This is a genomic window from Lujinxingia vulgaris, from assembly GCF_007997005.1.
In the GTDB taxonomy this organism is placed as follows: Bacteria; Myxococcota_A; Bradymonadia; order Bradymonadales; family Bradymonadaceae; genus Lujinxingia.
The window spans coordinates 88,787-101,542 of the sequence record NZ_VOSL01000148.1 but is presented as its reverse complement, the minus strand read 5'-3'; the positions used below and the strand labels follow the sequence as shown (position 1 = coordinate 101,542).

Genomic DNA, 12,756 nt, shown 5'->3' with positions numbered 1-12,756 from the left:
TTTCCTTTCAGTGAGACCCCTATGAAGATCACCGACCTCGACTACGCTCGACAGCTCGATCGAGACGACCCGCTCGGCGGCTTCCGCGAGCGTTTTCATATCCCCACCGGCAGCTCTGGCGAGCCCGTGCTCTACCTCTGCGGCAACTCCCTGGGGCTGCAGCCGAAGGGGGTGGAGAAGGCGCTGGGTGAGGAGCTGGAGAAGTGGGCCAATCTGGGCGTCGACGGGCATTTTGCCGAGCCCAACCCCTGGTACAGCTACCACGAGATCTTCAACGAGCCGATGGCCGCCGTCGTCGGCGCGCAGCCCGACGAGGTGGTGGTGATGAACTCACTGACCACCAACCTGCATCTTTTGATGGTGTCCTTTTACCGCCCGAGCGCGGAGCGTTTTAAGATCCTCATTGAGGGCGGCGCGTTCCCCTCTGATCTCTATGCGGTGCAGAGCCAGGCGCGTTTTCATGGCTTTGATCCGGCCGAAGCCATCGTGGAGCTCTACCCCCGCGATGGCGAGAAGACGTTGCGCGATGAGGACATCATCGCGGCGATTGAGCGCGAGGGCGATCAGCTTGCGCTCGTGCTCTTCGGCGGCGTTAACTACTACACCGGTCAGCTCTTCGACATGGGGGCCATCACCGAGGCTGGCCACCGCGCCGGGGCGATGGTGGGCTTTGATCTGGCGCATGCCGCGGGCAACGCGCCCCTGAAGTTGCATGAGTGGGGGCCGGACTTTGCGGCCTGGTGCTCCTACAAATACCTCAACTCCGGGCCCGGAGGGGTGGCCGGCGTCTTTGTGCACGAGCGTCACCTGGGCCGAAAGGACATCCCGCGCTTTGAGGGCTGGTGGGGCACCGATCCCTCCACCCGGTTCGAGATGGGGCCGAGCTTTGAGCCTCAGTACGGCGCGGGGGCCTGGCAGCTGAGCAACGCGCCGGTGTTGCCGATGGCCTCGCTTCGCGCCTCGCTGGCGCTCTTCACCGAAGCCACGATGGAAGCGCTGCGGGATAAGAGCGAAAAACTCACCGGCTACCTCTTTGAGCTTGTGACCGCGATCGGCGCCGACGCGTTTGAGGTGATCACGCCCGCCGAGCCCGAGCGGCGCGGATGCCAGCTCTCGATTCTGGCTGCCGGCGATGGTGAGCTCTTGCACAAACGCCTGATGGCCGCCGATGTGATCTGTGATTACCGTCGCCCCAATGTGATTCGCGTGGCGCCCACGCCCCTCTACAACACCTATGAAGATGTGTGGCGTTTCTGGAAGATCCTCGAAGAGAGCGTGAGCTAAATGAGTGAAGTTCAGGCGTACCCCTCCTCCGGTGAGCCTCCCTGCGTGGTGGTCGGCGCCGGGCTGGCCGGCTCGTTGATGGCCATTTATATGGCGCAGCGCGGGCACAGCGTCGAGGTCTTTGAGGGGCGTCCCGACATGCGGGTGCGTCAGGTCGACGGGGGGCGCTCGATCAACCTGGCGCTCTCCACCCGCGGGCTCACCGCTCTGGCCGGAGTCGGGTTGGAGGAGCAGGTCCGCGAGATGTGCATCCCGATGCGCGGGCGGATGATTCACCCGGTGGAGGGCGAGCCGCATCTGCAGCCATACGGGCGCGCCGATCAGTTCATTAACTCCATCAGCCGCCAGGGGCTCAATGAGCTTTTGATGAACACCGCCGAGGCCCACGAGCGGGTGCGCTTTCATTTTGAAAAGCCCTGCGTCGATGTGGAGCTCGATGAGGGCGTGGCCCACTTCGAAGATCGCAAGAGCGGGGAGCGCGTCGCGCGCGAAGCCTCTTTGCTCATCGGTGCCGACGGCGCTTACTCGGCGGTGCGCCAGCGGCTGCAACGTTCCGGACGCTACAACTACGAGCAGGCCTACCTGACCCACGGTTATAAAGAGCTCTCCATCCCGGCCGGTCCTGGTGGCGAGTTTTTAATGGAGAAGAACGCGCTGCATATCTGGCCGCGCCATGACTTTATGCTCATCGCGCTCCCGAACCTCGACGCGACCTTCACCGTCACGCTCTTTATGGCCTTTGAGGGAGGCGCGGCGAGTTTTGAGGCGCTGAAGACCCCGGCGGACGTGGATGCGTTTTTTCGGCGCGAGTTCCCCGACGCCCACGCGTTGATGCCCACCCTCACCGACGACTTCTTTGAGAACCCCACCGGTAGCCTTGTGACCATCCGTTGCTCGCCATACCACCATGGCGAACGGGTGATGATCCTGGGGGATGCCGCGCACGCGGTGGTGCCTTTTTACGGGCAGGGGATGAACGCGGCCTTCGAGGACTGCACGGTGCTCAACGCGCTGCTCGATCGCGAGGGCGACGATTTTGGCCGCGCCATCGCCGCGTTTAGCGAGGAGCGTAAAGCCGACGCCGACGCCATCGGGCACCTGGCCCTCTACAACTACTATGAGATGCGCTCGGCGGTGGCCTCCCCCTACTTCGTGTTTCGCAAGAAGATCGAACGGGTGCTCCACCGGCTCTTTCCGACCTGGTGGATCCCGCTCTACTCGATGGTCACCTTCAGCACGATCCCTTACGCCGAGGCCCGCGCTCGGGCCGCGCGCCAGGATCGCATGTTGACGATGGGGCTTATCGCAGCGGTGGTGCTTCTGGGGCTAGTGATGCTGGCGATGCTCGTGGCGCTGAGCCGCTGAGGCAGGTGGGGCGCGGCTCAGCGCCTGGTCGAGCTTCAGCGCTCCAGGACCATGCTCAGCCCCAGTCCGCCGGCGGCGCACATCGTCAGAAGCCCCAGGTTTTTGTCGCGGCGCTGCAGCTCGCCGGCGAGCTGGGTGATGATGCGAGTGCCGGTAGCACCGAAGGGGTGGCCGAGCGCGACCGAGCCGCCGTGGACGTTGAAGGTGTCCATATCGACCTCGCCAATGGCCTCGTCGAGGCCCAGACGCTCGCAGAGCGCTTTATCTTTCCAGATCTTGATGTTGGCCAAAACCTGCGCGGCGAAGGCCTCGTGCATCTCCACCAGATCCATGTCGTTGAGCGAGACGCCCGCGCGCTCAAAGGCGATGGGGGTGGCCAGGGTGGGGCCAAGCAAGAGGTTGTGGCGCTGGATATCGATGCCCACCTGAGCGTAGGAGCGCACGAAGGCCATCGGCGTGAGGCCGAGCTTTTTGGCGCGGCTCTCACGCATCAGGAGCACCGCTGAGGCACCATCGGTGAGCGGTGAGGCGTTGGCGGCGGTGACGGTGCCGTGGCGTCGATCGAAGACCGGCTTGAGGCGCGCCATGCGCTCGACGGTGGTGTCGGCGCGCACGTTGTTGTCGCGCTCAATGACCTGGTCGAAGTCCTCGCCATGCAAGACCTGCATGACCTCGGGGAAGTGGCCCGCCTCATAGGCCGCAGCGGCGCGGTGGTGGGTGAGCTCGGCGTATTCATCCTGCTCCTGGCGACCGATGCCGTATTGCTTCGCCATGTCTTCGGCCGACTCGCCCATCGACTTGCCGGTGGTGGGCTCTTCGATGGCGGGCTGCTCGGGGAGCAGGTCGCCGGCTTTGATTTGCGAGAGCGCTTTGAGGCGATCCTGGATGTTGCGTGCCTTGGAGACATCCTGCAGTGCGTGGCTCAAACCCAGGCTGAAGCGCGCGCGAGCCGAACTCATCGACTCGACCCCGCCGGCGATCACGACCTCGGAGGTTCCCAACAGAAGCGCGTTGATGCCCTGAACGGCGGCGTAGGCGCTCGACGCGCAGTACATCTGCACGGTCGACGCGGGGATGTGTTTGGGGAGCTGGCTGCGCAGCACGACCTCCCGACCGACGTTGGGGCCGTCCATCGGCGCGGAGACGCAGCCAAAGATCAGCTCGTCGATGAGCTCGGGGTCGATGTCGACGCGGTTGAGGAGCTCGTTGGCCACCGCGCGACCCAGGTCGGCCTCGTTCCAGTGTTTGAAGGCCGTCCAGGCGCGGGCGAAGGGGGTGCGTACGCCGGCGACGATCGCGACGCGATCGTTGCCGCCGAGCGCGGCCGAGGAGTTGGAGTTACGTTTTGCCATAATGAGGGCTCGTTGATCTTCAGAGTCAGCGTTGTTGGCGTTGCCGGATGGGGTGGGATCATGCGCGTCTTCAGGCGTTGTAGAAGCGCTCCCCCTTCTCGGCCATGCGCTCAAGAATCGGGGCCGGGCGAAGTCGCTCGCCATGCTGGCCGGCCAGGGTGTGCAGGGTGTCGACGACCCACCCCAGGCCCACCTCATCGGCGTGGCGGAAGATGCCACCGCGGAAGGGAGGGAAGCCCAGCCCGAAGATCACGCCGATGTCGCCGTCACGCGGTGAGCGGATGATGCCCTCGTCCAGGGCGTAGGCGCATTCGTTGAGCATCGCCAGCCAGCAACGTCGTGTGATCGTCTCGGCGTCGATGTGGCGGCGCGTCGCGCCGCCGGGCAGCGCCTCGTAGACGGTGGTGTCGGGGGCTCGGGAGTCGCCGGAGGCGTAGTCGTAGAAGCCGCGTTTGTTTTTGCGACCCTTGCGCCCCTGCTCGGCCAGGATGCGCAGGCCTTCGGGGGCGTCCCAGCGCTCTTGAAACGCCTCCTGAAGCACGCCGGCCGCCTTTAATGCCACGTCCATGCCCACCTCATCGACGAGCTTGAGCGGGCCCACGGGGAAACCGAAGCTGCGCATGGCGGCGTCGATCTCGTCGATCCTACCGCCCTCCTGCAAGATCCAGCCGGCCTCATTGATGTAGGCGCCGATGACGCGGCTGGTGAAGAAGCCCGGGCCGTCGTCGACCACGATGCAGGTCTTCCCCAGCTCGCGGCCGTACGCCAGGGCGGTGGCCAGGGCTTTTGGCGAGGTCTTCTCGGTGCGAATGATCTCGAGCAGGGGCATCTTGTGCACGGGGCTAAAGAAGTGCATGCCCAGCACGTTTTCGGGACGTTTGCTCTTCTTTGCGATCGTTTTGATCGGGATGGTCGAGGTGTTGCTGGCAACGATCTGGTCGGCGTTTCCCAGGGCTTCGAGCTCCGCGAGGATCGACTGCTTGAGCTCTTTGTTTTCAAAGACCGCCTCGATCACGATCTCGCAGCGCTCAAGTCCTTCGTAGGTGAGGGTGGGGGCGACGCGCCCCAGGGCGATGTCGGCCTGGGCCTCGCTGATCTTTTTGCGGCGCGCGGCTTTTTTGAGCAGGTCATCGATGTAGTTCATGCCCCAGCCCAGCCCCGGGGCGCTGGCGTCTTTGAGACGCACGTTGGTGCCGTTGTAGGCGGCCACCTGGGCGATGCCCGCGCCCATCAGGCCAGCGCCGATCACGCCCAGACGCGTGATCTCGCGAGGTTTGACGCGTCCGTCGACCACGCGGTCTTTGTTGACCTCCTGGCGCATGAAAAAGATGTTCATGAGGTTTCTTGCTTCGGGCGATCGCACAAGCTCGGTGAAGGCTTCGCCCTCGGCGCGCAGGCCGGCCTCAAAGCCCTCGGAGAAGCCGGTCTCAATGACATCGAGGGCTTTGAGAGGCGCGGGGTAGTTGCCGCCGCTCTCCTTGAGGACCTGCTCCCGGGCGCGGCTGAAGATGAGCCGTCGGGCCGGGGTGCGTGCGGCCAGCTTGACCGGGTCGTTGAAGGCTTCCTCAAGGTTGTCGCCGAGGCTCGGGCCAGCCCCGGGTTCAGTTGCGAGCTTGCGGACCTTTTCGCGGGCCACCTCGAGCAGGATGCCCGGGTGGACCACATCGTCGACCAGCCCGATTTTCAGGGCTTTGCGGGCGTTGATCTGGCGACCGGTGAGGATCAGATCGAGGGCCTGGGAGAGATCGATGAGGCGGGGCAAGCGCTGGGTGCCCCCACCGCCCGGGATAAGCCCCAGCATGACCTCCGGCAGCCCGAAGACGCTGCGGGGGTTCTCGGTGGTGATGCGCGCATCGCAGGCCAGCGCAAGCTCCAGCCCTCCGCCCAGGCAGCTGCCGTCGATGGCAGCCACCACCGGCACACGCAGCGCTTCAAGCCGGGCCATCAGCGCCTGGCCGCGTTTGACCAGGGCGCGCAGCGCGTCCGGGTCGTGCTCGTAGCCCTGCAGCTCCTCGATGTCGAAGCCGGCCACGAAGTTGTCGGTCTTGGCGCTGGTGATGATCACCCCCTCGACGTCCGAGCTTGTCTCGAGCTCGTCGAGGAGCGCTTCAAAACGCTCGATCATCGGGGTGGAGAGGGTATTAACCGACTGTCCGTCGACGTCGATCTCGACGTGCGCCAGGCCGTCTTCGATGTGATGGCGCACATAAGAGGTGGAGGAGGAAGCCATAAGCAGAGATCCTTCCATGCAAACAGTGAAGCCATAAGCGCAGGCCGCAGACAAAAGAAAAGCCCCGACCGCAGTGAGTGCGAGTGGGGCAATCTTTAGACACCGCCGCGCCTGCGGCAAGTCTGTGGGAGCTCAAGCGAGCAGCTTAGAGCAGGTGGCCGCTCTTAATGCGCTTGGTCTCCAGGTAGTTGTAGTTGTGCGGGTTGGGGATGGTCTTGATGGGGCGGCGCTCGTCGATGACGATGCCCGCGTCTTCGAGACCATCGACCTTGGAGGGGTTGTTGGTCATCAGGACGATGCTCTCCACGCCCAGGATCTCGAGCATTTTGGCCGAGATGCTGTAATCGCGAAGATCGTCGTCGAAGCCCAAATGCTCGTTGGCCTCAACGGTGTCCATGCCCTGATCCTGGAGGCTGTAGGCCTTGATCTTGTTGGCCAGCCCGATGCCGCGGCCCTCCTGGCGCATGTAGAGGATGATGCCGGCATCTTGCTCGGCGATCTCTTCGAGCGCGGCGTTGAGCTGCGGGCCGCAGTCACACTTGAGGCTGCCGAAGACGTCCCCGGTGAGGCACTCGCTGTGGATGCGGGTGAGCACACCACGCTTGCCGGCCACCTCGCCCTGAACGACCGCGATGTGGTCCTTGCCGTCGACGTCGTTTTTGAAGGCCACGATGCGGAACTTCCCGTAGCGGGTGGGGAGCTCGGCGGTGGCGAAATGTTCGACGTGCACGTTCAAGGTGTCATTGGCCGAAGGATTGGGGGGCTGAACAAAGTTGGCGGCGCTTTTTAACTTGATAGACATCGATTACTCCCATCGCGCGTGATCGTCGCGGCCTCTCCATGAGACCACCCGTAATACACACCGATTGTCGACGATGGGCCCGGCGTCCGAGCGCAAGGCCACATCTTCTTTAGGCGACAATCGACTCCGCTGAACTGCCTGACGTGCGGCAGCGTAGCCGGAGGCGTTGAACATCCCGGCGCGTGCGGCCGGGCAGAGCGCCGCGCAACCTTAACGTGCGCTTCAACTCTGTCAACTCCGCCCTTGTCAACGGATGGTGAGTCAGCCTTCTTCCCCGTGTGACGAAAAAGGTCGCTGCTCAACCGGTGCTGAATAGGTTTTGAGCACCCTTGAGGGAAGGTCAAGCCGCAGGGTTTGGCAAATAAAGAACCCCCCGGGTGTCCGGGGGGTGTTCATGGGGTGTTCAGAGGGTGTTCACCGTGCGGGTGAGGCTATGGCGGGAGCGGAGGCCGCTCGGGCTCAGAGGGCCATCTGGTGGGCGGGCTGGGCCTGGCGCTGAAAGGTCTTTGCGGCCTGAAGCGTGGCGCGGATCGCGTCGATGGTCACCGGGACCATGTCGTTGCGATGGCCGTTGAGCGCGGCGAAGTAGGTGTGACGATCGCAGCCGTGCACAATCGCCGGCGGAAAGCGGTGTTTGATCAGCAGGAAGTTGAGCATCAGGCGGCCGACGATGCCGGTGCGCTCATCGAAGGGAAAGACGCGCATGAACTCCCAGTGGGCCAGGGCGGCCTGGCGGATGGGGTGCAGCGCGCGCAGCTCCTCCTCATACACATCCATAAACTTATGGAAGTGGTACGAGATGCTACTCGCCGGTGCCACGGTCAGGTGATAGACGCCCGGCGAGGTGTCGCGTTTGCGGTAGCGGCCGCCGGCGTCGTCGCCGGGCATGCAGAGCATCTGGTGAAGCTCGCGCAGCCAGTCGACGCTGAGCTCATCGCCGCGCTCGGCGCTGGCGTGAATAAAATCGATGGCGTCGTAGAGGGCGCGCAGGCCGTGCTGCGTGACGCTCTCGCAGTGGGTGCGGCAGGGCATGCGCTCCAGCGCCCGGGAGATCTCCTCGGACGAGAGCACGACGCCTTCGAGGGCGTGATCGTGATAAAGCCAGCACAGCTTGAGGCGCTCCATAAACGTCGCGCGCAGCTCGTCGGGCATGGCGTTATAGATCGACCGTTGGTGGTCGACTTCCAGGTAGGTCAGGTTCATGCGTGCCTCCGGTGTTCATCGCGGCGGCGGGTGTTCCCCAACACTCCAGAGCGCTCCCGGGATGAACATCGGTCTGGCCCACGAGGGACCAACCAACCTGCACACAAGCCTAGCGGGGCGGTCGTCGCAGATCAAAAGTTTTCGGATGTTTTTTTCGGCACGGCCCGCCGGAGCGAATATAAGGGGAGAGGTCAACGTCTTGAACGACGAGGGGAGGGGCGTTGATGGGATGACGTCTGAGGGTGTGCTAGGTTTACCCCTGACGGGGGCGTTGGGCCCGGTGGTCGAAGGCAGGAAGGTCAAGATGGCAGGTGGCACGAAACAAAAGAGCGCTCGGGTGGGGGCTGCTTCATGCGTGGTGGCGCTTGTGCTGGTCATGGTGTGGGCAGGCGACGAGGCCCGCGCGCAGGCCGAGCCTGCGGTCGAGGAGCGCAGCAGCTGCGATCTTTTCATGGAGAGCTACGCGCGCAGCGCAGCGCGCAAGCTGGACCGGGCGATGTCGACCGGGGATTACGCGCTTGAAGCCCTGGACGGACTCGGGGAGACGCTGCGCCTTGATGGCGAGCTTTTGGGGTTGGACTCGCCGCTTGTGTTCGATGTGTATAAGGAGGCGTCGGGGCGCGTCGCCGGGCTTGTGGATCAGCGGCGAGAGTGGACGCAGACCTACATTGTGGCGGTGGGGCGTAGCGGGCCGATTATCATGTCGCACACTTGGCAGGCGCGCAGGCTGCGCGAGGCTGGCCAGCCCTGTGAGCCCTTTACCTCGGCGGTGGAGTGGCCAGGGGTGACGTCATCGACGGTGGATGTGGAGCCCTTTAAGTTCTGGGGATTGCGCGCCAGCTGGCGCATCCCTCGGGCCGATGATGCCACCAGCGAGCGCGGGCTCGAGGAGGCGCTGATCTATGCGGCCAGGCGCTATGAGGGGCTGGAGCCTGTAGAGATGCAGCAGGGCTCAGGCGCGCGCGTGCAGGGCGAGGGCGCACGCGACGTTACAAAGGATTGAGTTGACTAAATTCAGGGGGTGATATCTCTTCGGAGAGTGCTCAGGAGGATGACGAGCGCTCCGAAGACGTATGTTTCGAATGACCATGGAGGTTGCTGAATGAAGAAGTTGACGTTGATCGGTGTGTTGATGTTCGCCCTGGCGCTGCTCTCGACGCCGGCGATGGCGCAGGAAGGCGGCGGTCGCATCCCGGGTGGATTTGGTATTGGTCTGGGTAATGGCACGGCCGTATCGGGTATCTCGCTCAAAGCCTTCCAGGGCAATACGGCGATTCAGGGCGTCATCGGTTCGCGCTGGGGTTACGGCTACAGCCGATATGATCGTTACGGCGGGTTCGGGGCGAGCGTCGACCTGCTCTTCAACCAGGACGCGCTGGTGCAGGCAGACCCGCTGGTTTTGGCCTGGAACCTGGGTTTCGGTGGCGCGGTGGCCACGTGGGGCTCCGGCCGCTTGAGTGCCTTTGCGCACGGCGTGGCGGGTCTGGAGTTTATCTTCCCCTCGGTGCCGATCGACATCGTTCTGGAGCTGCGCCCGGGCATTGAGATCTACCGCGGTGCGTACTTCTTCATCACCGGCGGGGCGCATATTCGTTTCTACCTCTAAGGCGCCTTGAGACGAGGAAGGTGTCATCGCTGTGGCGAGTCGGCATCTTCTCGAGGATAAAAAAGAGCCCGCCCTGCGAGATTCGCGGGGCGGGCTCTTTTTGATGGGTGTGACGTCTTTGCTCAGCCGCCGTTGAGCCAGCGGGCCAGGCGGCGGCAGGCGCCGTAATAGACGCGGGCGGCCTGCTCCACCACCGCGCGGGCTCCGACGTCATCGGGATCGACCAGCTCGGTGGGCCTGTGACGCACCGGCAGGTGGTCGGCCAGGCGTGGCGAGGGGGTAGGACGAGGGCGGCGTTTTTCCTTGCGATTTGTCGTCATAGCTGAAAGTTTAGCGCAGGCTGAGAGCCAGAAAAAGGTCGACCTTCAACCTGGAATGTCGGATGGTCGGCCGCAACTTCGACGACCGGGAGCAAGACCTATGGGTTCGACCAACCTAGCCTACGATGTGCTCAGGCGCGAGCAGGACGCGCAGGGGATCTGCACCCTGACCATCGATCGACCCGATTCGATGAACGCGCTCAACGGTGAGCTGGTCGACGCGTTGTGGGAGACCTTTTATGCGCTCCGCCACGACGACTCGGTGCGGGTGGTGATCCTCACCGCTACCGGGCGTGCGTTTTGTGCCGGGGCGGATCTGGCCGAGCGCCGCACCATGAGTGAGGCGCAGGTGCGAAAGCGCATCGACGACTACCATCAGTGTTTTAACGCGGTGGCCGAAGTTCCCAAACCGACGATCTGCGCCATCAACGGCTATGCCTTCGGCGGTGGGTTGGAGCTGGCGCTGGCCTGCGACCTTCGTCTTGTGGATGAGGCGACCAAGATCGGGCTGACGGAACTTCGTTTAGGCATCATCCCGGGCGCAGGCGGCACCCAGCGCCTGACGCGCCTGGTGGGGGCGGCGCGGGCCAAAGAGCTGATCTTTACGGCGCGCCGTCTGAGCGGCACCGAGGCGAAGTCGTACGGGCTGGTCAACGACGCGGTGCCCGGAGACCAGCTCCTGGAGCGCGCTCGTGAGCTCGCCGGCGAGATGCTGCTCTCGGCGCCGATCGCGCTGAAGCAGGCGAAGCTGGCGATCGACACCGGCGCTCAGGTCGATCTGCACTCCGGGCTGGCCCTGGAGAGCGCGGCCTACGCGGTGACCTTGCCAACCGAAGATCGGTTGGAAGGTTTGGCCGCGTTTAAAGAGAAGCGCGCCCCGAACTTCAAAGGAAAGTAAGGCGAGCCGCTCTGTGCGACCCGCAACAATCATTGGATGAAGCGCGCCGCGTTGCGGCGCCGCAACGCGTACCAGGGAGTCTTTATGAGTGATGTGCCCGAGACCAAAACCCCCGACTTCAGCGAGCTGGACCAGCAGGTGATGGAGCGCCGCGAGACGATCGAGGAGGGCGGCGCGCCCAAATACCACGAGCGGGCCGCGCAGGTCGGGAAGCTCTTTGTGCGCGAGCGCATCAAGCGTCTGCTCGACGCCGGCCTTGAAGTTGAGGACGGCGCCTTTGCCAACGTGCTTGCCGGCGATCTTCCGGCCGACGGCGTGGTCACGGGCATCGGGAAGATCGGCGGGCGGCGCGTGGCGCTGATCGCCAACGACTCCACGGTTAAGGCTGGCTCCTGGGGCTGGCGCACCGTCGAGAAGATCATTCGTATGCAGGAGACCGCCGAGAACCTGCGCATCCCGCTGATTTACCTGATCGACTCGGCCGGCGCGCGCATCACCGACCAGCTGGAGATGTTCCCCGGGCGCCGCGGCGCCGGGAAGATCTTTTATAACCAGGTGCGCCTCTCGGGCTTTATCCCCCAGGTCTGCCTGCTCTTTGGTCCTTCGGCCGCCGGCGGTGCGTACATCCCGGCGTTCTGTGACGTGGTGGTGATGGTCGATGGCAACGCCTCGATGTACCTGGGCTCGCCGCGCATGGCCGAGATGGTCATTGGTGAGAAGGTGACCCTGGAGGAGATGGGCGGCGCGAAGATGCACTGCTCGGTCTCGGGCTGCGGCGACGTGCTGGCCAAAGACGAAGATGAGGCCATCGCGTTCTGCAAAGATTACCTGGCCTACTTCCCCTCAAACTGCCACGAACCCGCGCCGCTCAACGAGGCGGTAGAGCCACAGCCGCAGAAGAAGACGCTCGATGAGCTGATCCCGGTCAACCAGAACAAGCCCTTCGATATGCGCAAGGTCATCAAGCACCTTGTCGACGACTCGGAGTTTCTGGAGATCAAGAAGAAGTTCGCCCAGGAGCTGCTCACCGGCTTTGCGCGCATCGGCGGGCGCCCGGTGGGGATTATCGCCAGCCAGCCCAAGTGGAAGGGCGGCGTGCTCTTTGTGGACTCGGCCGATAAGGGCGCGCGCTTTATCTCATTGTGCGACGCGTTCAACATCCCGCTGGTGTTTCTGGCGGACGTGCCCGGCTTTATGATCGGCACGAAGGTCGAACGGGAGGGCATCATTCGTCACGGCGCGAAGTTGATCTCGGCGATGAGTGCGGCGACGGTGCCCAAGATCTCGGTGGTGGTGCGCAAGGCGTACGGTGCCGGGCTCTACGCGATGTGCGGGCCGGGCTTTGAGCCGGACGCCTGCCTGGCGCTGCCCGAGTCGATGATCGCGGTGATGGGGCCGGAGGCGGCCGTCAACGCCGTCTACGCCCGCAAGATCGAGGCGATGGCCGAAGAGGATCGCCCGGCGTATGTTGAGCAGCTTCGCCAGGAGTACAAAGAAGATATCGACATCTACCGCCTGGCCAGTGAGCTTGTGGTCGACGAGATCATCACCAAGCATCAGCTTCGCGATGAGCTCAAGCGCCGCCTGGCGGTGTACCAGACCAAGAAGAAGGACTGGCCCGATAAGAAGCACGGTGTAATTCCGGTGTGATGGCGGGTCCGTTTTTGGGGGCCTGGCCCCCTCTTTAACGTGGCAT

The 12,756-nt window shown here is 64.0% G+C and carries 11 protein-coding genes; 6 read left to right on the top strand and 5 right to left on the bottom strand.

What is annotated here, in order from left to right:
* Nucleotides 1–21 precede the first annotated feature (21 nt).
* Both kynU and FRC96_RS21490 read left to right on the top strand, forming a co-directional pair.
* Nucleotides 22–1,284: a kynureninase gene (kynU, locus tag FRC96_RS21495; protein WP_146977607.1), complete on the top strand. Its 1,263-nt coding sequence runs from the start codon at nt 22–24 to the stop codon at nt 1,282–1,284.
* A complete protein-coding gene (locus FRC96_RS21490; RefSeq protein WP_146977606.1) occupies nt 1,285–2,649 on the top strand; it encodes an FAD-dependent oxidoreductase in 1,365 nt (454 codons plus the stop codon).
* A 35-nt stretch (nt 2,650–2,684) separates the two neighbouring features.
* Here FRC96_RS21490 and FRC96_RS21485 read toward each other — a convergent pair whose 3' ends face one another.
* The 4 genes from FRC96_RS21485 to FRC96_RS21470 all read right to left on the bottom strand — a co-directional run bounded on the left by FRC96_RS21485 (nt 2,685) and on the right by FRC96_RS21470 (nt 8,236).
* A complete protein-coding gene (locus FRC96_RS21485; RefSeq protein ID WP_146977605.1) occupies nt 2,685–4,001 on the bottom strand; it encodes an acetyl-CoA C-acyltransferase in 1,317 nt (438 codons plus the stop codon).
* A gap of 70 nt (nt 4,002–4,071) precedes the next feature.
* Nucleotides 4,072–6,231 (bottom strand): 3-hydroxyacyl-CoA dehydrogenase NAD-binding domain-containing protein, encoded by a 2,160-nt coding sequence (locus tag FRC96_RS21480; RefSeq protein WP_146977604.1) that lies wholly within the window; start codon nt 6,229–6,231, stop codon nt 4,072–4,074.
* A gap of 145 nt (nt 6,232–6,376) precedes the next feature.
* Complete coding sequence (gene ribA / locus FRC96_RS21475; protein WP_146977603.1) at nt 6,377–7,033, bottom strand: GTP cyclohydrolase II; 657 nt, start codon at nt 7,031–7,033, stop codon at nt 6,377–6,379.
* Nucleotides 7,034–7,492: 459 nt separating this feature from the next.
* Nucleotides 7,493–8,236 (bottom strand): Fic family protein, encoded by a 744-nt coding sequence (locus FRC96_RS21470; RefSeq protein WP_146977602.1) that lies wholly within the window; start codon nt 8,234–8,236, stop codon nt 7,493–7,495.
* A gap of 304 nt (nt 8,237–8,540) precedes the next feature.
* Between FRC96_RS21470 and FRC96_RS21465 the strand changes: the two genes are divergently transcribed.
* Together FRC96_RS21465 and FRC96_RS21460 are read left to right on the top strand one after the other, a co-directional pair.
* Nucleotides 8,541–9,239, top strand: coding sequence for a hypothetical protein (locus FRC96_RS21465; RefSeq protein ID WP_146977601.1), 699 nt, complete (start codon nt 8,541–8,543; stop codon nt 9,237–9,239).
* A 99-nt stretch (nt 9,240–9,338) separates the two neighbouring features.
* On the top strand, nt 9,339–9,842 hold the full coding sequence (locus tag FRC96_RS21460) for a hypothetical protein (protein WP_146977600.1): 504 nt from the start codon (nt 9,339–9,341) through the stop codon (nt 9,840–9,842).
* Nucleotides 9,843–9,964: 122 nt separating this feature from the next.
* On the opposite strand, the gene FRC96_RS21455 is transcribed toward FRC96_RS21460, so the two are convergent.
* Nucleotides 9,965–10,162: a hypothetical protein gene (locus FRC96_RS21455; protein WP_146977599.1), complete on the bottom strand. Its 198-nt coding sequence runs from the start codon at nt 10,160–10,162 to the stop codon at nt 9,965–9,967.
* A 100-nt stretch (nt 10,163–10,262) separates the two neighbouring features.
* On the opposite strand from FRC96_RS21455, the gene FRC96_RS21450 reads away from it, so the two are divergent.
* Together FRC96_RS21450 and FRC96_RS21445 are read left to right on the top strand one after the other, a co-directional pair.
* Nucleotides 10,263–11,060 (top strand): enoyl-CoA hydratase-related protein, encoded by a 798-nt coding sequence (locus FRC96_RS21450; RefSeq protein WP_146977598.1) that lies wholly within the window; start codon nt 10,263–10,265, stop codon nt 11,058–11,060.
* Between the two features lie 141 nt (nt 11,061–11,201).
* A complete protein-coding gene (locus tag FRC96_RS21445; RefSeq protein WP_434006985.1) occupies nt 11,202–12,710 on the top strand; it encodes an acyl-CoA carboxylase subunit beta in 1,509 nt (502 codons plus the stop codon).
* Nucleotides 12,711–12,756: the final 46 nt, after the last annotated feature.